The following is a 23,693-nucleotide window of genomic DNA, read 5'->3' as shown; positions in this document are numbered from 1 at the left end:
TCGTTGTAAAATTCCCCATCCTTAAAAATGTGCTGATGCCCGTATAAAGTAAATTTTACATTGGGGTCAGAGGCCAGGATCGCAGCATAGGGTTTTTCCAGATTCCGGTCAAAATCCGCATCAAAAGGAGGGACATGGGCAACAACAATAGCATTTTTATTATCAGGATTATTAGCAAGCTGAGATTTCAGCCAGGATAAATCCGGTGTGGTGCCATCGAATGCGTATTCCCTTGAATTGGTATTAATGAAAATGAACTTGTTATTTCCAAAGTCAGAAGGAATAATTCAGGGCACCATACATTTTATTGTAAACCAAGGGGCCGTTTGCCACAATATCGTGATTGCCAATTACAGTGAGATATGGATACTTTAATTTTTGCATGATCTCATTAACCCAGATAAATTCCTGTGTAAGGCCAAAATCGGAGATGTCGCCGGAGTGCAGCACAAAGGAAATATCTTTCCGGCTATTGGCACTTTTTACAAAATCGGCAGATTCGTCATACCAGCGCTGGGTATCGCCTACAAGAATAAATTTTAGCGTATCACGGACTGGCAGGGCCTGTACAAGAGCAATGTTTTTGGCGTTCAGGTTCTTTTCGCTTTCCTTTAAAATAATCTGATTGGGATTGTATTGAAAGAGGCCATCGCAGGAAGTCAATACTACTAATAAAAGCAGGATTGACAATCGTAAATAAATTTTCAAAGTTGAGCTTGTTAAGTTACCAGTTGTAAAAGGACAAAATAAACGTCATGTTAATTCATTTCCGCAGTGAGAAAAAAATAGAAACAGTGCTATTTAAAGGTGAATTGTAGGCTCCGGGATGGCTTAACTTAACAGATGATTTTTAATCTGATGTTTTGAAAATGTAATTTAACGAATATAAGGATCTGATTAAAAGCATTTTAAATACAATTTTAGAATTTTGCTTTTTGTTTTTTGACGATTTTAAAAAGAAGACTTACAGTATGTAGCAGAAAGACATTTGATAAATGAATAATAAAGCCAATTATAAAAAGTGGATTGGTGAAATTAATTAGCCTAAAATTTGTTGAGGGTAATTATATCCAGTTATCGCGCTATTAGTATGAGTATAAATGTTCTGTATGTGGATCATGAAATTAATAATCTGAATTCATTTATGGCCACCTTCCGAAAGGATGCAGATGTGTTTTTATCCGAAAGCACGGTTGATGGATTTAAGATTCTAAAAGAAAAACAAATTGACATTGTATTTGCAGATCATCAGATGCCGGGAACAACTGGTGTTGAGTTTTTTGAGCAGATCACCGACCAATTTCCTGAAACGATCCGTGTCCTGCTAACCTGTCATGCTTACAAGGAAGAATTCAGGTCTGCCATCAAATCGGGTTATATACATTACTATGTAAACAAGCCATGGGATGAAGAAGAATTACGAATGTTAATTGCTACTTGTTTGGTTTCCAGATAAATAAGATAAATATTCAGAAACTGTAAATGAAGCCTCCGGAATTATCCGGGGGCTTTTTTATTGAATTCAATTCGATATAAATGGTTTGAAATTGAAACAGAAAAGGCCTCTGAAATGTTAAATAAACCAGACTCAGCGAAAATTTTAAATCATAAAAGTTATGTGTTATCACAAAGGATTAATTGCCGCAGCGCCGGTTGTTGAAAAACGATTTGAGGCTAAATTTGAGAACCCTAACTTATATAAACCGGTAGTACATTCCAACGGATTTCAATTTCCTCTCGACTGGGTAATCACCCGTAAAGATCCGCATCAGATCAAAAGTTACCGCTGGGGCCTCATTCCTCACTGGGCAAGAAGTGTCGAGGAAGCTAAGAAGATCCGGGCGGGAACATTAAATGCGCGCCTGGACACACTGGATACTTTACCATCATTTCGTGATGCTGTCAAATTTCGCTGCTTAATTCCTGTAAGCCATTTTTACGAATACCAATGGACTGATCTTTCAAAAAAGAACGCTCCAAAAAATATTTTCAGGCTTACCCGTCCCGACGAAGAGGTTTTTTTGTATCGGAGGCATTTATTCGCGCTGGATCAATCCGGCTGATAATTCGGAGTGGTTTACTTATTCAATGGTCATGACCGATGCTAATTCCATTATGCAAATTGTACATAACAGTGCCTGGCGAATGCCTGTTGTATTAAATCGTGAAGAAGAAAAGGAATGGCTGAATGGCAGAAATAAAGACGATTTTGCAAACCGGGACCATATTGAACTGATTGCAAAACTTGTTAGTAAACTCGGGGATTTATAGTGATATGAATGTTTCAGGATGACGTATGGGCATTTATTTCTTCACAATATTATTGACATTCTGTCTGTCCGGCCTAACTTGCAACCTTTAACCCAATAACCGTCTATCATGATCCAAATCAGTTACAAGCTTACAGAGAAGGAGGTTCACCAAAGTTTACTCGATATATCCAATTCACGGTTTATTACAAAATTGTTAAGAATCGTGGGAAGTATTCTTTTAGCTGTAATGGTTTATATTACAACCGCGAGGCTTATTAACGGTACTTTAAATTTTAGCCTTTATTATGCGTTTCCGTTTTTTTTGGCTATCTACCTGACTTTCGTTTCGGAAATTACAGCCAAAATTCAGGCTTCAAACCTGGTGAAAAAGAAAAATCCTTTTATAGAGCTTACTATGGTTAAAATCTATGAAACTGGTTTTAAAGTCAAAGGCGAGACTTATAATAAGCAGCTAGTCTGGAATAAATTAAATTCCATTGTGGAAACAAAGGAATTTTTTATTTTAAAAGAGACGGAAATTATGGCAAGTGTACTTCCAAAAAGAGTTTTTACCCCCGAAGAAACGACTGAATTTAAAAACTTGATCCGCACGATTACAGGCCCAAAAATAATTAACATCAACTCCAGATAATATAAGGTGCCGGTATTAAAATGCCACGGATACACGACTGGCCACGAATATTAAAATAGTTACTTCGTGTTCATTCGTGCATCCGTGGCAAAAATCTCAGTAACTCTACCAGTACTAAAATGCCACGGATTCACGAATCGTCACGAACGTTAGAATAGATATTCTTAGTTACTTCGTGTTTATTCGTGCATCCGTGGCAAAAATCTCAGTAACTCTACCAGTACTAAAATGCCACGGATTCACGAATCGTCACGAATGTTAGAATAGATATTCTTAGTTACTTCGTGTTTATTCGTGCATCCGTGGCAAAAATCAGTAACTCTACCAGCCGATTCCGTAATCCTCGCCGTGGTTGCTCGATCCTCCCCACATGGTGCCATGAATCCAGTCAAAATAAATGGCGTTGATTGGTCCGCTGGTGCGTGGCTGGTACGAATTCCTGTAACCCATCCGGGATAATTCCTTTCTGGTCCAATCCGGCATAGCCTCATTCAGGATCAGTCCGCCCGGGTCTTTTTCATGCTCACCAAAACTGGCATACATCTGCAATGTTTTAAAACTGGGTGCTTCGGTAGCTTCCTGTACGGTCATCCCAAATTCAACGATATTAAGAAAGAATTGCAGCAGTAACTGATCCTGTTCGTCACCCGCCTGTTTGGCAAAGGAAAGAAAAGGTTTTCCATCTTTTAGTGCCAGGCTTGGTGTCAGCGTAACTCTCGGACGCTTACCCGGTTCCACCACATTAAAAGGATTTTCCTTTGCATCCAGCACGAATGACTGCATACGCTGGCTCAATCCAACACCCGTATTTCCGGCAATAGTTGCAGGCACCCAACCGCCGCTTGGTGTTATTGAAACAACCCAGCCTTCTTCATCGGCCGCTTCCACCGAAGTTGTACCTGCTGTAAATTCCTCCATGAATTTTTCATTCAATCCGTTTGCATTCCGGTCAAGGGCAGCATGGAAATTTCCCCAGGACTTAATCTGTTCTGTATATGGATTTTTTTGCCTTCAAAAGGGTAGGGATCACCTGGAAGCACTTTTGGGTCATTTTTCTCCCAGTTGATCTGTTTTATTCTCTCCTTGGCATACTCCTTTGACAACAAACCTTTCATAGGCCCTTCGGGTGCAAATGCAGGGTCACCATAGTAAAAATCCCGATCGGCAAATGCCATGTTCATTACCTGATACATGGTGTGTACATAGCGGGAAGAATTATAACCCATACTTTTCAAATCAAAGTTTTCGAGCATATTTAAAGCCTGCAGCATTGCCGGCCCCTGCGTCCATTGCTGCATTTTGTATACATCAATTCCTTTGTAATTAACCATCAGCGGTTCTTCGATCTTTACTTTCCAGCTGGCCATGTCCTTTTCCGTGATCAGCCCGCCTTGTTCCTGACAGCCACGTGCGATCTCTTTGGCAATATCACCTTTATAAAAACGATCGTAAGCAGCATAAATGGCCTCTTTCCTGCTTTTTCCTTTTTTTAATGCCTGTTCCTCTGTGTCCACCAGTTTTTGTAAGGTGGCCAGTAAATCCTTTTGTACAAACATTTCACCTGCATCGGGGGCTTCTCTTTTTTCGCCAGGATGCGGTAGAAATACCTTTTTGGAGTAGGGCCATTCTTTTATTTTGTCTTTACCTCTTTCAATGGAATTGGCCGTTTGGGCTTCAATAGGATAACCCTCGGCAAGCTGCATCGCTGGTGCCAGAACTTGTTTCAAACTCATGGTACCATATTCTGCCAGCATAGTCATCAGTCCTCCCGCTGTTCCCGGCGTTGTTGCAGCAAGCGGGCCATATTCAGGCGGATATTTCATACCTTTTTTCTTGAAAAAATCGGCTGTTGCTCCGGTTGGTGCCACACCCATTGCATTGATTGCGATCACCTTTTTTGTTTTGGGATTATAGATCAATGCCTGCGTTTCACCACCCCAGCTCAATACATCCCACATCGTACAGGTAGACGCGAGCATGGCACACGATGCATCAATGGCATTGCCACCCTTACTGAAAATCATCGCTCCCGCCGTTGCGGCCAAAGGTTTTCCGGTAATTCCCATCCAGTGTTTTGCATGTAAAGGGGGTTTTTGCGTGGTAACAGGAAAATTGTTAAAAGCTTGCCCGTAAGACTGGAAATGGACGCAGAAAATAGTAAGGGAAAAGATTAAAAGTTTTTGTTTTATCATGAGTTGAGGTATTTATACTATTTCGACAAAATACAGATTTACAGAATAAAACAAAAGTAACGTTCCAATTTTATCCTTATAAATATAAGTGAAATTGATGAAGTAAGCTTTTATTCAGACTTTTTAAGTACAAGCTCCCAATTCTTGACAATTAGTAATTTACAGGCAGGTAATACATAAAACATTCAACAGCTGTAAAATAAAAAAAGAGGCCGCTATCAAAGCAGCCTCCTTTAAGTAATGTAAAATAAGGCAAATTCAGGAACCAAAATTCAATTTAATCAGGATCTGATTGGTGGAAAAGTTGACCTATTTTATTTTGTAACCGGTCAATTCACAGATTTTATTTAATAACACATCCGCTGACGCTTCGTCCATTCCACTGGCAATATTGATGTCTTTCGAGCCAAACCGGATGTATATTTTGTAACTTACATTTTTAACATGGTGTTGAATCGCCATTCTGCTTTGCGCTCCGGCTGCCCTCATTGAGTTGGAAAGATTTGAGACACTACCTGCCAAAGATCCAAATGAGCTTTGTGTATAATAAACAGTTGAAGTTTCTAAATACATGTTGGAAGCATCTTTAAGCCCAATTGAAGAAATATGCTGGAGATCATACGATTGCCCGTTGTATAGTATTGCAGTACTGCTGATACCAAATTGCCCGGGCCGGCGCAACAGGTTGATCAACAGGTAAATTCCATAAGATAATGCAAGTGTAATCAATATCCATTTAATGAAAAATTCGATGACTGAATCAGGTTTTCCCATCATAAAGGTTAAAAGGATTCCCGGAATCGCAGTGTAAACCGATATTGGGCCAATCACCTGTAGGCTGACTGGTGATTTTTTATAAGTTATGACTGAATGCGTTGAATTCTGTTCAATGGTGTAATTGTAAATTGGAGCAGTTTGCATAAACAAATGAGTTTAGGTCGCCTTATGAATTAAAAAAACAGTAGCTTAATCTATACCAAATGAATAAACGTCAAGGGAATTAGCACTGCCAACAGGTTTTCCTGCAAAAAAATATTCACCTTTTTCAAGCTTTTGAGAAGGCACCAGTTTGAAAAGGCCATTACCAGCGGGGAGTGTGTTATAGGAAATCGTGTTATTTCCGGATTTGGCGCCGCCAATCGGTTTTGCCGTAAAAGTGGCAGCGACACGTTTGTCTTTTTCAATTTTGGTCTGATATAACACAAACTCCGGTATAGCAACTCCACCGGTATTAATCAAAAAGTATACGGAATCTGCGGAATTCTGTCTTGTTGCTGATTTGACGTTGGAAACTTCATATTGGTGGGTTACACCTCCATATCCAAATGCCTTGGTTTTTGTCCTGACTTCGGCGACATTTTTTTCTAATGGGTTAGCAACATTGGTCGCACTGTTAAAGGTATATGGATGATTGATAAGATCAATTTTGGGCCCTTTTTTTACAATTTTCACCTCCGCTTTGGGATTGTCAGAAGGCTTGTTTGGTTTACCTGCTGACCTGTCCACCATAGCTGAAATAATTTCATTGGATACACCTTGCTTGCGCAGATTGATCAGTGATGTTGCATTTACGTCAAATTTTCCATCCGAGTTATTGATGGTTGTGATAATCACAGATTTATCAAGCCCCGCCTTCACCAGTGAAATGACTGTCTGGTTAGTTAATACTTCGGGTTTTGTTTGCCCGAAACTGCTTGTAGTAAGAACAGGAAGAAATAATATCGCCAATAAAAGGCTGCCGTTGATGATTATTTTTTTTAATTCTGTCAGGATAGTTTGATGATAGAGGAGAGTTGTTTTCATGGAAATTTTAGATGAGTTCGAATATTAAGACACTCAAAAAAACTAATTTTATTAAACGGAAATCTAACCAAACTTCCGAAATACCGGATTTTTCTTCCCAAACCCGTATAATGGCTTTTTAATCTTTGCTGATACTATTTTATCTGTTTTCCGGCAGTAATGTTTTGGTGCAGAGAAATTTTCTTTAAAAGAATCCGATGGTAACAAGAATTGATTAAATTGACTTTAGTTACAAAGCCATCTTCAAATAGTATCGAATAATGGTTAGCAAAATTTACTCAACGATTCTCATCATCACAGTATGTTTTCTTCTGTCAGCAAATGCTCTGATTGCCCAAACCAACACCATTCCGGCTTCTTCCCAAAATATATATGAGAGGTTATTAACAACTCAAAAAGAATACGAAATCGCTATAACCCGTGGCGATACAGCTGAAATAGGAGAATTGTGTTACTTGCTTGGTAAGCGTTACATCAATATCGGCCATTTTTCCAAAGCGCAGCAATGGCTGGTTAAGTCGCTGAATATCAGAAAGCCTAACGGACCCTCAGAAAATATTGGAAAAATATATCTTCGAATGAGCGAAATACAGATCTTTCAATCTGATATGGACGAGGCGGAGAGATATGTACACCTGGCAAAAAATAACTTTGCAAAAATTAATTCTTTAAAGGGATTAATGGGAGCTTATCGCATTTCAGGTGATATTCAGCAAACAAAGTGGGAAACGGATCGGGAGAAAAAGAATTCTGGTTCTTTGGACAGTGCCTGTTTCTATTATACAAAATCGCTGAAAATCGCATCTGATTTTAATATTCAGGTCGATATGGCTGTATCCTACCAATGTCTGGGAAAAGTATTCGAATTGAAAAACGATATTGATAACAGCATCCTCTATAAACAAAAAGCATTGCTGATATATCATAAAGAAAAGTTAATGAACAATATAGTTGATCTGTCAAGCCAGATAGCCAGCGATTTAATCAGGCGTGGAAAATTTGCCGCTGCAAAACAATGGCTTGACAAAGCTTTGGTGGCGAACAAATCACAAAGCGCCCACCTTGGCATTCAGGTTTCATTATACGAAACGCTGACTATTTATTATGAAAAGACCGGGAACTGGCAAAAGGCAATATCTTATCAAAAACAGGTTAGGGAATTGCAGGCACGCCAATTCGAAAATTACCGGAACGAAGCAGTTGAGAATATAAACCTTGTCTACGAAAATGAACTGAAAAGTGCTGAGCTAATAGCTCACGGAAAAGAAAAACTTTTACAACTGAAAAATATACAGATTCAAAAAAGACTTACAAATATCACTTTAACTTTATTTCTGGTCGCGTCTGTTCTGGGAATCCTGTTTTATATGCTTTTTATAAAATACCGAAAACTGAGTATTCAAAATGCTTATTTGGTTAAGGAGCAGAATCACAGGACAAAAAATAATTTACAGTCTGTTTCGGATTTACTGAGTTTGCAATTGTATAGCTTGTCGGATCCGCATGCCATGGCTGTGATGGAAGAAAGTCTGTTGCGCGTCCAGGCCATGACCTGGGTACATCGTAGTTTATATCAGGGGGACAAGCTGGTGGATGTAGACTTACGCAGTTATATTTCAGGATTGGTAAATGGCGTATTGCAAAGTTATAAGCTGGAATATGTGACTGTTATTTATGAAATAGAGGATATCTGGTTGCACACGGATAAGGCGGTTTCTTTGGGATTAATTGTGAACGAACTTACTACAAATGCCTGTAAATATGCATTTTCTGATAATCTGAATCCTACACTTGCCATAAACTGTACTTTGAAATCGGATAGCGTATTTCTCAGTTTTTATGATAACGGCCCGGGTTTTAAAAATGATAAAACCCAGACAAATTTTGGGTTAAGATTAATAAGCATTCTATTAAAACGGTTAAAAGCATCCGGAACTTTCACCACGGATTCGGGATGTTGTTTCACGTTGTCATTCCAGGCTGAACCCAAACATGCTGTCAACTAAGAAGTAAACTCAAACGGGATATGGAAGCTGTTAGAAATATACTGATCGTAGAAGACGATGAATTAATTGCTGCTAATATAGAATCCGGACTAAAACGGGAAGGATTAGCCATTGCCGGAATTGCTGGGGATTTGCAGTCGTCAGTGAATATAATGAAAAAGAAAAAGGTAGATCTTGCAGTAATTGATATCGAACTGAGCGGGCCGGAAGATGGAATAGATACAGCCATTGAGCTAAACAAAATCAAATGGATCCCTGTTATTTATATTACAGGAAACAAGCCACTCGAAATAAAAGATAAATTACTCAAAACATTTCCTGCTGCTTTTCTCGAAAAACCTTTAAGCATCAGGGAATTGTTTGTCCAGATAGGTTTGGCTCTGAATAATTTTTATTCCGGTAACATTCCCAATTCCAATCAAATAGATTCTGAACACGTATTTCTTCCTACTTATAAGGGATTCATTGGTGTTAAGGTGAAAGAAATTTTATTTATACAGGCAGAAAGAATCAATTCACTGCTTTATCTGACTGAAAACGAACATAGCCGGTTATTCCCGGGCAGCAGGTATGAACCAGTACTGGTTTCAACAAATAAAGGAAGTATATTTTCGATACTTCCTTTACATTTTTATCAGTTGTCAAGATCCTACGTTATTAATCTCGAACAATTATACCGTTTTGATTCAACCCGAATATTCGTGCACACTTTTGAAATTCCTATTCCGGAAGGCAAAAGAAAGGAGTTAATGAACAGGCTTTTAATGGTTAAAAGTTAAGAACTACAAAATATTTTCTTTCCTGATTTCTGCAATAAGCTTATTGGTAAATATTTTGGCTCCTTCCACATTTAAGTGGGCTGGTTCATTGAAGTATTGCGGGTTTTTTATAAAAGTACTGTCTTTTGTAAATTCTAAAAATGCAATATCCTCCTGGTCGGCAATTTCCATCGCAAGTTTATCATAATTCGGCGTGCGTTTGAAGGTTTTATACACCGGCGAATTAACCATGATAAGCTGGATATCATTGGATTTACAATACCTGATAATTGACTTATATGCGGCTATACAGGTAGTGTCCAACGGAGGTTCCAGATTTTTACTTTCCATTTTTATTTCATCCTTCCATTTACTGCGCAGCGGGATATAACCTTTTACAGACTTATCTTTTTCCGGATTTTTATACAATCCCAGCAATTTATTCGCATTGTAAACCAGTGTGGAGTTGTACGGATAAATTTTAGATATCATTTTAAACTTTTCAAACTGGCTTCTCATATCAATGATGGGCCTTATTTCCGGATGTGTTTCGTAGTACGGCAGGATAACACTCAGTTCGTAGTAAGTAACCGGATCGTGTTTTATTCCGTTGTAGTAATCCCAGATGATCACTTTTGGATGGTATCTTTTCAATACGCTCTTCAAAAGTGCATACTGATGTAAAAAATGCGCGCCTTCATGCCCGGCATTGTAAGTAGATACATGCAGGCTGTCTTCAATATCCTGGCTCACATAATTATGGGCTGCCTTCGAGGAACCAACGATTAATACATCCGCTTTGGTAGAATCAAATGCATACGTCTGATCATGAAATTTGCCTTCGGTCGGTTTAAAGTAGAGCCGTTTAACCCCGGCACCAACCACGATGTCCAGCAGGTAAATTAAAACTACCAGTACGGCAAATTTTAAAAATAATTTCAGATAGGTGTTCTTTCCTTTTTTAACGTTGAGATCCATATTATTTGTTAGAAGCAATAGTTTATTAATTTTTTACAGATTAGAATTCACAATTGGATTTAGAATTGGAAATAAATAAACTGTCCGCCGTCAAATACACCAATGGTGAGCATCAATAAAATGATCATGGCATAAGTGGAAAATCTGATGGCTACGTTTTCGCTTTTTAATAATAATTTTTCTCTGGATAATACTCTGACACATACTCGGTAATGAATAGAATTCCGATTCCGGTAAGTGCATAAAAAATATCTTCCTGCATAAATAACCTGCCTTTAAACTGGAATATCTTTGAGATAATTTTAAATGCGTCGCCTATATTGTTTGCCCTGAAAAATATCCAGGAAAAGCATACAAGCGCAAAAGTTGTTAAAATCTGGAATACGGAGAATACTTTTGGAAACCTTGAAGCTCCAAGAAAATTGTTAAAATAGCCCTTTGGTTTGGCCAGCACAAGCGCAAAAATCAGGTATAATCCGTTGATAGCTCCCCACATCAGGTAGGTCCAGTTTGCACCATGCCACAGCCCGCTTAAAAGAAACACAATGAACAGGTTGAAATACCACCTTGGAACTGAAACCCGGTTGCCTCCCAGCGAAATATACAGGTAATCTTTAAACCATGTTGATAAGGATATATGCCAGCGCGACCAGAATTCTGAAATGGATTTGGAAAAATACGGACGTTTGAAATTCTCCATCAGATTGAAGCCCATTACCTGTGCTGTACCTAGCGCAATATCAGCATATCCGGAAAAATCGCAGTAGATCTGTATCGCAAAAAATACCGTGGCAACTATTAAAGTGATGGAAGAATGGTGATTGACATTATTGTAAACCGCATCTACATATAAGGAAAGGCGATCTGCAATTACAATTTTCTTGAACATACCCCATAACATCCGCTTCAGACCCTCGGTAACCCTGAAAGCATCAAAATAGTGCTTTTCGTAAAATTGGTGAAGCAGATTTTGTGGCCGTTCGATCGGGCCGGCTACCAGCTGAGGATAAAACATCACGTACAATGAATAAATCCCGAAATCCCGTAACGCTTTCTGGTTGCCCCTGTACACCTCAATGGTGTAGCTCATCGCCTGAAAAGTATGGAAAGAAAGCCCGATTGGCAATAAGATCGTTAGCAGAGGCAGGGAAACCGGAAGGCCGAGTGTATGTAATAAATCGGTAAGGTTTGCGGAAATAAAATTGAAATACTTAAAAATGGCCAGAATTCCTACATTAGCCACCAAACTGACTGTCAATAATAATTTTCGCCTCGCCCCGGCAGCTTTCTCAATGTAAATTCCTGCAAAGTAATCGATTACGATCGTGAAGCCGAGTATCAGAATGTATACAGGCACAAATGCCATATAAAAAATACAACTGGCAACCAGCAGCAAAAACCATCGGTATTTGTGGGGCAGTAAAAAGTATAATGTGGTAACAATTACAAAAAAGAAGACAAATGAGATAGAATTAAATAACATTGCGCAGGGTGGTTTAACTTAATTATATAAACTCAAATTAGCTGTGATATTTGATATTTGATAGGTTAAGTATTGGATAAAACTAATAATTAGAACAGAGAATAAATTAATTCTAAGGTTATATAGAAAATATTTAGAATAAACTTTGTGATAAAAAATGTTAAATGTTACAAAATATGTGCTTAAGCTGAATTTTCATCTAAGACATTTCTTTACGTCAGCACTAAATTACTAACAAATTCAAATAATCCTAATGCAGATTTTGGTCAGATCTTTAGTATTTATTTATTAATCAAGTAGTTGTACAAATTAAATAAACAATTATTACTACAAATTTATGCTACCAAATTACAATATAAATGACAATTGTAATGACTTTAATTCTAAAAATTTTCTTATACGAAATATAAAAATATTCAATATTTATACTTTTAATACGTTTTAACAGTCTTTTTCAAATCTTAAAATACCCGAATTAATAAATTTAATTTCTTATAAGATGTTTTTTCTGTTAACAGAAAACAGGTTTAAAAATATAATTATATTAATTCGGCGCAGGTATTTTTTTTTTCATGTAATGTTTGAATTTTCACTGTTTCAGTCTGTAATTGATGCCTTGGCTTTTCTGATTTTTAATGTTCAATTTGAATAGAAATATGTATCTGATGGTTTAGAAAATATTCGCTTTTTTAATTGAGCTAATCGGGTTCATAACTGATCTGTTATTTTTTTAATATACATATTTATAGAAAAAGTGCAATTGTCTTTTTGTGATCCTTGTCAGGAGATTTAAATACAATCGACATGAAGATGATCATTGATAAATTCCGGAAAAAGGATTTTGCTGGTCATAAAAAATCCCCTGACAACTTGCCAGAGGATTTCGTTTCTTTATCAGCGATATTATGCGCCGCCTACTTTGGCCTGTTCGGGTAATTCGTTATATCCTCCCGATCTGTCGTTCATTCCTTCATCACTTTTAACACTGTCGCTTACTGATGAGGATGATTTTTCAAGATGTGCTTTAAGATCTTCCAAGCCCTTTTTCCAGGCCTCCTCATGTGGCCCCACCGCTTGTTCGTCTCTAAAGCCTTCCTGTTTTACATGCAGCCTGCTTCCGCTTTCATTGGATTCAAAAGTAATAGTGAGGACAAAGGATTCGTTTTTCAGATTTTCCTCAAACTCCCAGTCCCAGGTATATACCAGTTTTTCGTTTGGTTTTACCTCTTTGTAATTTCCTTTTACATCAAACTTCCTGCCTGCGAAATGATATTCAACCGCACCGCCTTCCTGTAATTCGTTTTTTACATCTTCTAAGGAATCGTCCATGGGATGCCACCATTCTTTAAGGTGGTCCGCTTCCGTCCATGCTTTAAAAAGTTCTTCGACAGAAACCTGAAAATCCTGATCAAGCTCGATGTTATGTGTTTTTTGATTTTCGTCCATGATGTTGAGTATTTATTATTGAAGTTTTTAAGTTGTTGCTGTTCAGATTATAATAATTATGCCTTAGCAGAATTTCATTCTTATAAAAATTCATAAACCGGTTATCCGATGACGTCAACGTCCCATTGGCGATCCTGATTTTAAGGCCCCATGACCGTCATCCACCGTACATAAAGCTCGAAGGAATAAAAACCAGAATTGGTATTTATGTACAAAGGTCTAATGGATACAATAAACTTTTTAGATTGGAACATCCGGTTATCTTTGTAGCTAACCTAAACCAAACCAGATGAAAACAATATTCCAATTCGTGATACTGGCAACTATCGCTATTTCCTGCGTACAGAAAACCGAAGAAAATTCCACAAAAAAAACTTCGCTGCCCATTGTTGGTACATGGAAATTGATTACAGGAACCACCATTGAAAAAGGCGATACGGTGGTCGCATATTATAATAAAAATGTATCTTTTGTTAAGATCATTAACGATACCCATTTTGCTTTTTTGAATCATGACCTGAAAAAGGGAAAGGATTATTCGGTGATGTATTCATCCGGTGGAGGCACGTATTCATTAAGCGATAGTTTGTACACCGAACATCTTGAATATTGCAGCGACAGGGAATGGGAGGGGAATGATTTCAAATTTACCATTGCAATAAAAGACGACACGCTGATCCAGACCGGCGTGGAAAAAGTGGAAAGCGCCGGAATAAACAGGCTTAATATTGAGAAATATGTGAGGCTGAAAAAGTAGAGGTTCGATTATCTAAATACTTGCCACTTAGTAAACGGTAGGTAAACTGCTTAGGGAATTCAATAATTTTAATGATTTAAATCACTTATTACTATATCGTTATAATGAAAAGGATCAGCTTTCTGCGGTTATGTACGGCAACTTTAGCATTTATGGCATCATCTGTAAATCTGGTAGCCAGTTCTATTAAAAAATTCAGAGTAGAAAAGGGTTTCATTGTTAGTTCCGGAAAGGATCGGTTTGACAAAAGTATCAGTCTTTTTGAGGGAGATACATTTTTTACCAAAGTATCCACCAAAGACACTGATGGAGATATTTTTGTGTTTGAATCTAGCAGGATAAAGGAAGGAGGTCCGTCTCATCACCTGCATTTTGATCAGGATGAATGGTGGTATGTAGTTTCCGGGCAGTTCCTGATCAAGGTTGGAGATGTGACCTATCAGGCAAAGGCAGGAGATAGCGTTTTTGGGCCAAGACTAGTTCCGCACAGTTTTGCAAAAGTAGGAGAGGGCGAAGGGAAATTATTGATGTTTTTCCAGCCTGCCGGCAAAATGGAAGATATGTTCAAAAAGATCAGTGAAGGTTACACAAAGGGATTCTCCGAAGAACAACAGGATAAATTCCGTGAAGAGCATGGCCTCAAACGGGTTGGGCCACCAATAACGAACTTCAAAAAATGGTAAGATGTAATCTGAAATATGCAGTTGCTCAAAATAAATAATGACGATATATTTATTTCCTATTGCCGGTCGGACGCCACTACTTATACAGACGGATTAGCAAATGAATTAACTAAAAAAGGCTTTTCCTGTTTTACTGATGCATTAGGAACCGATGCCGGCAAAGATCTTCCGGTGAGCCTTATCAATAAACTTAAAGGCTGTACTATGCTCGTTGTGGTAGGGTCGCCGGATACTGCCCGATCCGTGCCCGTAGCCAATGAAATAGAGCTTTTTGCAAAGGAAAAAGGAACCACTTCTATTATTCTCATAGATTTTAATGAAACGATTCCTACTGCACCCTGGCAGCATTTTGTAACAGGCTTGCGCCGCGAAAAAGAACAGCCTGCCAACCTGATAAGCGGTGATCCGTCTCCTTCCATAGTAAACCGGATCGAGAAAGCATTTTCGTACCGGAAGAGCAAAGACAGGCTCCGGCTCTACACACTTAGTGCAGCAATAACGCTGGGAATTTTGATACTAGCCATTGCGGGAGCTGCTTTTGTTGCGAACGATCAGTTTAAAAAAGCTGCTGAGGCCACTGCTAACGCAAACAAAGCAACAAAACTGGCAAGTGCGGAAACAGCAAAAGCAAACAAGGCATTAGGCCGGGCAGCGCTGGCGGATTCAAGCGCGAGGGAAGCAGAAAAAAACAGAAAAATTGCTGAATCAGAATTTCGACGGGCTTCCCGATTGGCAGCAACGGCAACGGCTGCGGCACAAAAGCAGCAAAAAATTGCCACCGCATTTCAGTATGCGAATGAGTCACAGGTGATGCTTCAAAACCCGGAACTTTTAACCAAAAGCGTAGAAAAAGCAGTCCAGTCTGCGGAAATAGATTATTCTGTCGGAGAGCGTTCGATTATTACGGATGCAGCACTTCGTTCGTCACTGGCAATGTTACCTGAATTCAAAAGCCGTAAGACTTACAGTGAACCTGTTTTACTCACCACGGATGGCAAACCAATCACAGAAAAACTTTCAGATTCTACCAGGCAATTTTTTAATGCTGGTGAAAGAATGCCTTTTTTAAGGTAAAATGTAATTTGACAGACAATTGTATTTCTGAAATTTCTCCAGCTTTTGGTAATGACGGACAATATATAGCGTTTGCGCTTTCAAATTCAGTCAGAATATTTAACAAAACTGATGATACTTTTAAAAATTATCCAATTGATAGTTCCGGAAGAAATATTACAAGCGTAACACTTAGTCCAAATGGTAAATATGTAGTATGTGTACTGGATAAGTCTGATGCCGATAATCTGGTGAAAGTCCTGAATACCGGAAATGATAGTCTCGTTGAGCTGCCCGTTTCGGGGAAAGTAACTTCTGTTTCTTTTGCACCAAACGGATCGACATTAGTTATTGGCTGTACCACATTTGATGATAAGGGAAACCGGGCAGGAGCAGCATTTTTTTGGGATTTCAGTTATATGGACGACACTTTTTTTACCAATGATCATTTTAGAAATCCGGTCAGTTTTTTTCAGTCAGATGAAATATTCGGAGTCGCGGCCGGGCTGGATGACAATAGTCTGGCGACCTACCAGCAAACCAATATTACCTTATGGAAACGGGGTGCCGGAATGAAGTTCAGCCCGGCAAGTTATATTCCCGTAAATGGGAATGTTACCAATATGGCTTTCCATCCGGATGGTAACCAATTGATATTTGCTGAAAACCCGTTTGGTGGAGAAGCAGGGGGTACAGTTGAAACATGGAATTACAAAGGGCAAGCCGAAACCAACAAATGGTTTCTGCCATTAATACCGAACCGTATTGCTTATGAACCTTATTCGGACCAGCTCGTAAGCTTGGCAGAATATAATGACACCGGGGAAAATAACAGGCTATCGTATTGGAAAGACGGAATTGATAGTGAAAACAGCAAGCTCAGTACAAACTTCCAGGCGCAGGAAATCAAATATTTTTCAGATAACCTCAGGCAAATTGTTACTGTACAGGACAGCCTGAATATTTGGAATTACTCACATTTAAAAAACCGGATTCCATTTAATAAGGATTCTGTTCTGATAAATAAAGTTACTGTCAGTAAGGATGATAAGTCAGTTTTTTGGATTCAAACGGATCTGAAAGGACAAAATGGAGTAGGGGTTTTATATCAAAACTTACAAAATAATTACAAGCAAAAATTAACTATTCCTTTGAAGGAACCAATATCCGAAATGGCATTCAGTCCGGATGGGAAAGATCTGGTTTTATTGGGTGAAAAAGGTAATATTTCTGTCCTGGATATTAGAAAAAGAACAAGTAAACCATATCCATTTTTTAATAATATTGGACGGATTCAATCCTTTAAGATAAGCCCCGAAGGGCATTTCATCAGTACCATTAATTCCTACAATGATAAAATTACAAACGAAGAGAAATACAGCATAAATATCTGGAATTACAGAACAGGGCGGAAAGTGGCCGGTGTAAAAAATTTATCAAATGTGAATTTATATACATGGAGCCCTGACGAAAAATGTATATTGATAAGCACCGCAGAAAAATTCAAAATGTTACAAGTTGAAAAAAACAGTATATTATTGGATATGGATTATCGCTCAATGAACGGTGTCTTATCATTCAGTTCATCCGGCAGGTATTTCGGAGTTGGGTATGATGACGGGACGGTGCGGGTTTTTGAAACACTTTCGCAAAAAGAAGTGAGTAATATAAAAGCTTCCGGAAAAGTTACAGGCATTGCTTTTAATAAAGATGATCGTTATTTCAGTACACTTACAAACAGTGCAACTTTTCTTGATATTGGCAATGAACTGACCAACATCATCAGCGTCTGGCAGTTACAGCCAGCCGGGCTCATTGCGGAAGCAAAGAAAAGGTTAAGCAAAATGCCTAAACCTGATTGAAAAGGCTTTTAGTTAAATTATGCCTGACTTTACCACAAAATAAAGAAAACTCAAAAGTTGTTTTTTTGAAACAATGGCCCTGGTTTCTTTGTGTCCTGGTGGCAAACTACCATTCATACTTATGTTTATATTGATAGCAATCTGCATTTTTACAATGGGTAGAAAACAATGTTTTAAACTTATTAATCGTATATCAGAACAGATAATCTAACTTCATTTATGACTCATTTCATCAAACTAACCATTCAATTTTCTGCACAAATATTCGTCACCTGTCTGTTGTTTTTTTCATGCCAATCTCCTGATAAAAAGGAGGCTGAGGCCATCCCAGACAAACAATGGTGGAAAGAAGCAGTTGTTTATCAGTTATATCCGCGCAGTTTTAAAGATAGTGATGGTGATGGAATCGGTGATTTAAAAGGAATTATTTCAAAACTGGATTATGTAAAAAGCCTGGGTGTGGATGTGATTTGGCTTAATCCCATTTACAGTTCGCCAAATGATGATAACGGATACGATATCAGCGATTACCGTAACATCATGAAAGACTTTGGAACAATGCAGGATTTTGATGATCTGCTCCGCGAAATGCACAAGCGCAAGTTAAAACTGGTGATGGACATGGTTTTGAACCACAGCAGTGATGAGCACGAATGGTTTAAACAAAGCCGATCGTCACGCACCAGTCCTTACCGGAATTATTATCATTGGTGGAACGCAGAAAAAGGCAAACCCACTCCGCGTTACAGTATGTTTGATATAAACCATGACGCCTGGAAATATGATTCGCTGACCAATGCGTACTATCTACATTACTTTTCAAGAAAACAACCCGACCTGAACTGGGAAAATCCGGCTTTGAGAAAAGAAGTATATGACATGATGAAATTCTGGGCAGCGAAAGGAATAGATGGTTTCCGGCTCGATGCCTTTCAGTTTTCGGCAAAGGATACTACATTTCCCGTTTTTCCGGTTGGCTACGAAAAACAACTGACAAAATACTATGCAATGGGCCCGCATTTACATGATTATCTCAAAGAAATGAATGCCGAAGTGTTCAGTAAATATCCCGTAATGACGGTGGCAGAAGGTGCGGGTAACTCATTTGAAGACGCTCATAACCTGGTAGATGCAGAACGGAAGGAACTCAATATGGCATATGCTTTTGAAGGTGTGGATATTGCTAAATACGGAGGATATAGCTTGCTTCATTTCAAAGAAGTTTTCTCACGCTGGGACAGTGCTTTTGCTGAAAAGGGCTGGTTGTCCGTTTTCCTTTCCAATCATGACCAGGCCAGAATGGTAAGCCGGTTTGGTAATGACAGTCCCGAATTCAGGGAATTATCGTCCAAAATGCTGACGACTTTCATCATGACCATGCGCGGAACACCGTACTACTACAATGGAGATGAACTGGGCATGACCAACGCAGGTTTTACCAAAATAGAAGATTACCGGGATATGCCGGCGCTGAATGAATACAAATACCAAAAATCCATTGGTGGTGATATTCAAAAATTTATGCAGCGTACGCAATTCGAAAGCCGGGATAATGGAAGGACACCATTCCAATGGGACAGCACTAAAAATGCGGGTTTTTCAACAGGTAAACCCTGGCTGAAAGTTAACCCGAATTATAAAACGATCAACCAGGCTGCACAGGAAAAAGACCCTAACAGTACATTAAATTACTTCCGGAAAATAGTAAAATTCCGTAAAGAAAATCCGGTGCTGGTGTATGGGAAGTACACATTATTAGACAAAAACAATCCGGACGTATATGCTTACACGAGAGAATTGAATGGCGTAAAGTTTTTGGTTTTATTGAATTTTACGGGTAAAGTAGTAAATGTAAATACGGGCTTAGATTTAGCGAAAGCAGAGTTAATTTTAAGCAATTATGAAGGTAGCGGAGAAGCTGGGAAATTGCGTGGTTATGAGGCCAGGGTTTTTAGATTGTAACAAAAATCAAGGTTCTTGTCCAAATGAAACTGGTGGTTTTAAGTAGTTAGACAAGCACCTAATGTTACGAAGGAACGTGCCGGATCGATTTATAATTGTTTATTTCTACCCATGAAATGTTACTCTGGAACATATTAAACTCAACTATTATTGGTAAAGAACAGGATTCAGTTATAAGGTCGATTACCAGATCAGAACTAACCAATTTAGGGGAACTACTTATTTTGAAATACAATCCCAGCTTGGCAATGAAATAATAAGTATAAGTTTCCAGGGTGATGGAAAGGGTAGTTGGGCTTCAAACGGGAAACCAGATAAAACTTTCAAAGGGTGTATTGAAACCGACGAATTGGGGCTTGTTGCCATGTACCCAAATCTTTTTAAACGACTGTTAATTACAGAAAGTAAATACTAAACAACAACTCAACGATAGATACATGAAAAGTATAATGCATGCCGGAATTATTTTATTGTTATTCGTTGGTTGCTCGGCAAGTCATAATCCCAAAGGGAATGATCCTGACAGAAAAGCGCTTGAACAAACTAGTGTCGCCATTCGTGCTGCTTTTGCAAAGAGTGACGTTCCGGCCATTATTTCCTATCATCATCCCAACGTGATTAAAGCCCTTGCCTACAAAAATTATTTAAATGGACGCGATGCAGTTGAAAAGGATTTGAAGGGAACACTGGAAAATTTTACTCTTAATTTTAAAGAAAATCAGGTTGAGAGTTTATTGATTCAGGGTGATACGGCGATCGAGCAGGCACTTTTCACGATTGAAGGCACACCAAAGGATGGCGGTAAACCATTTATATTTAAGGGAAGAGCTATGGTGATTTACGCCCGTTACAAACCAAGTCCGACCGGCTGGGCATCAATCCGGGAGATGATACAGCCTACGACTGAATAACGATTGTGTACAGTTAGCATTCATAGACCGCCTTACAGAACTCCATGGAAAAGCTAAAAAAATATTTTGAAAAAATAGGTTTCAGGGATGAAAACCTGGAACATATCCTGGAATCGTTTGAGCTGAGATCTTTTAGGAAAAATGAATATGTAGTCGAGGAAGGTAAGGTAAGCAAACATATTGGTTTTGTGGAAAGTGGTTTATTCCAATATTATGTTTTGAAAGATGGTGAAGAAAGAACGACCTACGTATCTATTGAAAATACTTTTCTTGCCTCTGTATTAAGTTTTATCAGCGGAGCGCCTGCGCTTGAAAATGTGAGGGCATTAACGGAAGGAAGCGTTTCACTGATCAGTAAAACAAATCTTAAAAAACTGGTTACTGAAATTCCGGCTTTTAAAGATTTTTATATCGGGCTTTTAGAAGCTACGATTTGCGGCATCGACGCCAGTCGTCACGATTTGATCGTACTGACTGCTGAACAACGTTATGAAAAAATGCTAACCAAAGAGCCGCATCATTTACAGCAAATCCCTTTACAGCATTTGGCTTCCATTCTGGGGATCACTCCGCGCCACCTCAGCCGGATCCGGAATAATATTCGCTGAATTTTACTTTTTAGACATTTGTCCGGTAGCTAAAATGCTGTACTTATGAACTTTGCATCATCACTTAAACAAAAAAGGATATGCAAAAGCTCATTACTTCCATTCTATTTATTTTCCTGTTTGGCAACATTTATGCGCAAAGCCGATTTTCCAATAAGGAAATCAGTATCAACGGATTTCGTAATCCATCCATCGGAGCCGAATATCGCTATCACCAGCTTTCAGTTCATGCGGGTTATTACCCGACTGCATTTAAATCAGGAGAGAACACAAGTTTTATAAAAACAGGTGTAACATTTTGGTTTCTTCCAGTCGGGAAAAAAGAAAATCCATCTTCCTTTTATTCCGGAGTTTCTTATCTGCGCGGCCAAAACAGGGAATATGAAGACAAAAATGCTATTGGTGCAGAAGCGGGTTTTCGCTGGATTGTTTGGAAAGGGCTCAATCTCAGGATCGGTGCCATTGCGGTCGCAGCCAAAGGTGAAAGCCTGAAAATCAATCCGACACCAGGTATCAGTTATTCATTTTTCTTTAAATAAAACCATTCATGAAAACGTATAACAAAACAATCGGAGGCTTATTGATAATTGGGTCAGCCGGCGTATTAATTCCATACACGATTTTGACGATCATTTTTGAGTACCCGGATATTCTGAGACAAGACACAGCGATTATTCTGTCAAAATTTTATGAAGGCGGCAATACTTTGATCCTGACTTGGTTTTCGTTCGCCATTGCAGGCATTCCACTACTGCCGGCTTACATTCTGATCGGGCAAAAATTAGAAAACAAAGGTTCACTGATTCGTGTGGCTACTAATATTGGTGTTACTGGTTTAATCGTGCAGATGATTGGCCTGTTCCGCTGGACTTTCGTGGTGCCCGTACTGGCAGATACGTTTGTACATGCTACCGATGAAGCAACCAAAGCTGCTGCAATAGTTGGATTCAAAATAATACATCAGTTTGCAGGTGTAATTCTGGGGGAATATTTGGGCCAGCTTTTTACGATAACCTGGACACTGATGCTCTCGTTATCTTTTGCAAAACTGAAACTGATGCCAAAGTGGGTCAACTGGCTTGGCTATATTAGTTCGTTCATTTACCTGCTTGCTCAGGCAGAATTATTTGCTACCGTTATACCGGAATTTCCGGTTTGGGATTTGGCAGGTTTTGTCGGAAGTACGCTCTGGCTGATTTGGCTGATTATAATCGGAATAATATTTTTCAGGAGGAAAGAAATGGAGAGCAATACTGTTGAGGAATATGCATCGGGTAAAACGGCTATGGAAACACAAAGCTGAAACTTCAAACTCATAAAAAACTTTCAAAATAAACCCAAATTCAAGATTCAGGTTACTTTTCAGGCGTTCCTTAGTGGGCGCTTTTACTTTATTATCTCAAACTTTTTACTAATTCATTGCTTCTTTACGGATAACTGGTAAATGGAGAAACAGTATCTTCGCGGATACAAATTCATTGATGCATCACAGAGAATCATATTAAATTATGGCCTGGAACCCGGAAGTTTATAATAAATTTAAGTCGGAAAGATTTGCGCCGTTTTATGATTTACTGGCATTGGTACATGTTAAGCCTGGCATGGAAGTTATTGATCTCGGATGTGGAACCGGTGAGCTGACAAGAAAACTTGCTGATACATTGCCGGGTTCAAATGTTTTAGGAATTGATTCTTCCCAGGAAATGCTCAATGATTCAAAAGCTTTTGAGAATGAACAGGTTAAATTTGAATGCAGATCCATTGAAGAGCAATTGAAATCTGATAAAAAATGGGACCTGGTATTTTCCAATGCAGCTATTCAGTGGGTCGGGAATCATGAAGTGCTTTTGCCCGAAATCATTTCAAAGATCAGGAAAAACGGACAGCTATTAATTCAGATTCCTGATCAGCAACAGAATATCTCCAACAAAATATTGAATGAAATGGCTGACGAAGAGCCATTTAAAGTTATATTGAAAGACTGGAAAAGAACATCACCGGTTTTGGATATTGATTCGTATGCACAGATATTTTTTGAAAACGGAAGCAAGTCAATGACCGTTTATGAAAAAATTTATCCGCTGATTTTAGAGGACTCAAATGCCTTATTTGACTGGGTTTCCGGAACTGCCTTAATTCCGTACCTGGAAAAACTCGAAGGAGATTATAAACAAAATTTCAGCGATCAATACAGGATACTTTTGAAGAATAAATTTCCTGGTTCTCCTGTGTTTTATTCCTTTAAGAGAATCATTCTGGAAGCGACTTTTTGATTAAACACCATATT

22 protein-coding genes and 1 pseudogene are annotated in these 23,693 nt (G+C 38.6%); 16 read left to right on the top strand and 7 right to left on the bottom strand.

Going from position 1 to position 23,693, the window contains the following annotated elements:
• Positions 1 to 273: 273 nt before the first annotated feature.
• Positions 274 to 708, bottom strand: a complete 435-nt coding sequence (locus KZC02_RS31405) for a metallophosphoesterase (RefSeq protein ID WP_229253964.1) — start codon at positions 706 to 708, stop codon at positions 274 to 276.
• A gap of 382 nt (positions 709 to 1,090) precedes the next feature.
• Between KZC02_RS31405 and KZC02_RS02415 the strand changes: the two genes are divergently transcribed.
• The 4 genes from KZC02_RS02415 (at position 1,091) to KZC02_RS02400 (ending at position 2,904) form a co-directional block, all read left to right on the top strand.
• A complete protein-coding gene (locus KZC02_RS02415) occupies positions 1,091 to 1,456 on the top strand; it encodes a response regulator (RefSeq protein WP_229253963.1) in 366 nt (121 codons plus the stop codon).
• A gap of 160 nt (positions 1,457 to 1,616) precedes the next feature.
• Positions 1,617 to 2,063: an SOS response-associated peptidase family protein gene (locus tag KZC02_RS02410; protein WP_221392640.1), complete on the top strand. Its 447-nt coding sequence runs from the start codon at positions 1,617 to 1,619 to the stop codon at positions 2,061 to 2,063.
• Positions 1,954 to 2,271, top strand: coding sequence for an SOS response-associated peptidase family protein (locus KZC02_RS02405; RefSeq protein WP_310590465.1), 318 nt, complete (start codon positions 1,954 to 1,956; stop codon positions 2,269 to 2,271). The genes KZC02_RS02410 and KZC02_RS02405 overlap by 110 nt, the downstream gene beginning before the upstream one ends.
• Positions 2,272 to 2,379: 108 nt before the next feature.
• Positions 2,380 to 2,904 (top strand): YcxB family protein, encoded by a 525-nt coding sequence (locus tag KZC02_RS02400; protein WP_221392638.1) that lies wholly within the window; start codon positions 2,380 to 2,382, stop codon positions 2,902 to 2,904.
• A gap of 321 nt (positions 2,905 to 3,225) precedes the next feature.
• Here the strand turns inward: KZC02_RS02400 and KZC02_RS02395 are convergent.
• The 3 genes and pseudogenes from KZC02_RS02395 to KZC02_RS02385 form a co-directional block, all read right to left on the bottom strand.
• Positions 3,226 to 4,970: pseudogene (locus KZC02_RS02395) on the bottom strand (gamma-glutamyltransferase family protein).
• A 435-nt stretch (positions 4,971 to 5,405) separates the two neighbouring features.
• A complete protein-coding gene (locus KZC02_RS02390) occupies positions 5,406 to 6,017 on the bottom strand; it encodes a hypothetical protein (protein ID WP_221392637.1) in 612 nt (203 codons plus the stop codon).
• 45 nt (positions 6,018 to 6,062) lie between these two features.
• On the bottom strand, positions 6,063 to 6,899 hold the full coding sequence (locus tag KZC02_RS02385; RefSeq protein WP_221392636.1) for a hypothetical protein: 837 nt from the start codon (positions 6,897 to 6,899) through the stop codon (positions 6,063 to 6,065).
• A gap of 260 nt (positions 6,900 to 7,159) precedes the next feature.
• Between KZC02_RS02385 and KZC02_RS02380 the strand changes: the two genes are divergently transcribed.
• Both KZC02_RS02380 and KZC02_RS02375 read left to right on the top strand, forming a co-directional pair.
• Positions 7,160 to 8,905: a sensor histidine kinase gene (locus KZC02_RS02380; protein ID WP_221392635.1), complete on the top strand. Its 1,746-nt coding sequence runs from the start codon at positions 7,160 to 7,162 to the stop codon at positions 8,903 to 8,905.
• Positions 8,906 to 8,925: 20 nt separating this feature from the next.
• Positions 8,926 to 9,684, top strand: coding sequence for a response regulator transcription factor (locus KZC02_RS02375; RefSeq protein ID WP_221392634.1), 759 nt, complete (start codon positions 8,926 to 8,928; stop codon positions 9,682 to 9,684).
• Positions 9,685 to 9,687: 3 nt separating this feature from the next.
• Here KZC02_RS02375 and KZC02_RS02370 read toward each other — a convergent pair whose 3' ends face one another.
• From KZC02_RS02370 to KZC02_RS02360, 3 genes are all read right to left on the bottom strand, one after another.
• Complete coding sequence (locus KZC02_RS02370) at positions 9,688 to 10,641, bottom strand: hypothetical protein (RefSeq protein WP_221392633.1); 954 nt, start codon at positions 10,639 to 10,641, stop codon at positions 9,688 to 9,690.
• Positions 10,642 to 10,807: 166 nt separating this feature from the next.
• Positions 10,808 to 12,124, bottom strand: coding sequence for an MBOAT family protein (locus KZC02_RS02365; RefSeq protein WP_221392632.1), 1,317 nt, complete (start codon positions 12,122 to 12,124; stop codon positions 10,808 to 10,810).
• A gap of 903 nt (positions 12,125 to 13,027) precedes the next feature.
• On the bottom strand, positions 13,028 to 13,570 hold the full coding sequence (locus tag KZC02_RS02360) for an SRPBCC domain-containing protein (protein WP_221392631.1): 543 nt from the start codon (positions 13,568 to 13,570) through the stop codon (positions 13,028 to 13,030).
• A gap of 289 nt (positions 13,571 to 13,859) precedes the next feature.
• Here KZC02_RS02360 and KZC02_RS02355 point away from each other — a divergent pair, with 289 nt between their 5' ends.
• From KZC02_RS02355 to KZC02_RS02310, 10 genes are all read left to right on the top strand, one after another.
• Positions 13,860 to 14,327, top strand: coding sequence for a lipocalin-like domain-containing protein (locus KZC02_RS02355; RefSeq protein WP_221392630.1), 468 nt, complete (start codon positions 13,860 to 13,862; stop codon positions 14,325 to 14,327).
• A 152-nt stretch (positions 14,328 to 14,479) separates the two neighbouring features.
• Entirely contained in the window at positions 14,480 to 15,010 is a 531-nt protein-coding gene (locus KZC02_RS02350) for a cupin domain-containing protein (protein ID WP_229253962.1), read from the top strand.
• 15 nt (positions 15,011 to 15,025) lie between these two features.
• Positions 15,026 to 16,084: a toll/interleukin-1 receptor domain-containing protein gene (locus tag KZC02_RS02345; protein ID WP_221392628.1), complete on the top strand. Its 1,059-nt coding sequence runs from the start codon at positions 15,026 to 15,028 to the stop codon at positions 16,082 to 16,084.
• Positions 16,085 to 16,092: 8 nt separating this feature from the next.
• The gene (locus KZC02_RS02340) at positions 16,093 to 17,925 is read left to right on the top strand and encodes a WD40 repeat domain-containing protein (RefSeq protein WP_221392627.1); all 1,833 of its coding nucleotides are present in this window, start codon (positions 16,093 to 16,095) and stop codon (positions 17,923 to 17,925) included.
• Positions 17,926 to 18,144: 219 nt separating this feature from the next.
• Positions 18,145 to 19,887 (top strand): alpha-glucosidase, encoded by a 1,743-nt coding sequence (locus KZC02_RS02335; protein WP_221392626.1) that lies wholly within the window; start codon positions 18,145 to 18,147, stop codon positions 19,885 to 19,887.
• Positions 19,888 to 20,324: 437 nt separating this feature from the next.
• A complete protein-coding gene (locus tag KZC02_RS02330; RefSeq protein ID WP_221392625.1) occupies positions 20,325 to 20,798 on the top strand; it encodes a hypothetical protein in 474 nt (157 codons plus the stop codon).
• 44 nt (positions 20,799 to 20,842) lie between these two features.
• Positions 20,843 to 21,406: a Crp/Fnr family transcriptional regulator gene (locus tag KZC02_RS02325; protein WP_221392624.1), complete on the top strand. Its 564-nt coding sequence runs from the start codon at positions 20,843 to 20,845 to the stop codon at positions 21,404 to 21,406.
• Between the two features lie 80 nt (positions 21,407 to 21,486).
• On the top strand, positions 21,487 to 21,945 hold the full coding sequence (locus KZC02_RS02320; RefSeq protein WP_221392623.1) for a hypothetical protein: 459 nt from the start codon (positions 21,487 to 21,489) through the stop codon (positions 21,943 to 21,945).
• Between the two features lie 8 nt (positions 21,946 to 21,953).
• Complete coding sequence (locus KZC02_RS02315) at positions 21,954 to 22,709, top strand: DUF4386 domain-containing protein (protein WP_221392622.1); 756 nt, start codon at positions 21,954 to 21,956, stop codon at positions 22,707 to 22,709.
• 205 nt (positions 22,710 to 22,914) lie between these two features.
• The gene (locus tag KZC02_RS02310) at positions 22,915 to 23,679 is read left to right on the top strand and encodes a methyltransferase domain-containing protein (RefSeq protein WP_221392621.1); all 765 of its coding nucleotides are present in this window, start codon (positions 22,915 to 22,917) and stop codon (positions 23,677 to 23,679) included.
• The last annotated feature ends 14 nt before the right edge of the window (positions 23,680 to 23,693 follow it).

Origin of the sequence: Dyadobacter sp. NIV53 (assembly GCF_019711195.1) — a bacterium.
Taxonomy (GTDB): Bacteria; Bacteroidota; Bacteroidia; order Cytophagales; family Spirosomataceae; genus Dyadobacter.
The sequence above is the reverse complement of the archived record's forward strand: the minus strand, read 5'-3'. Positions and strand labels throughout refer to the sequence as shown.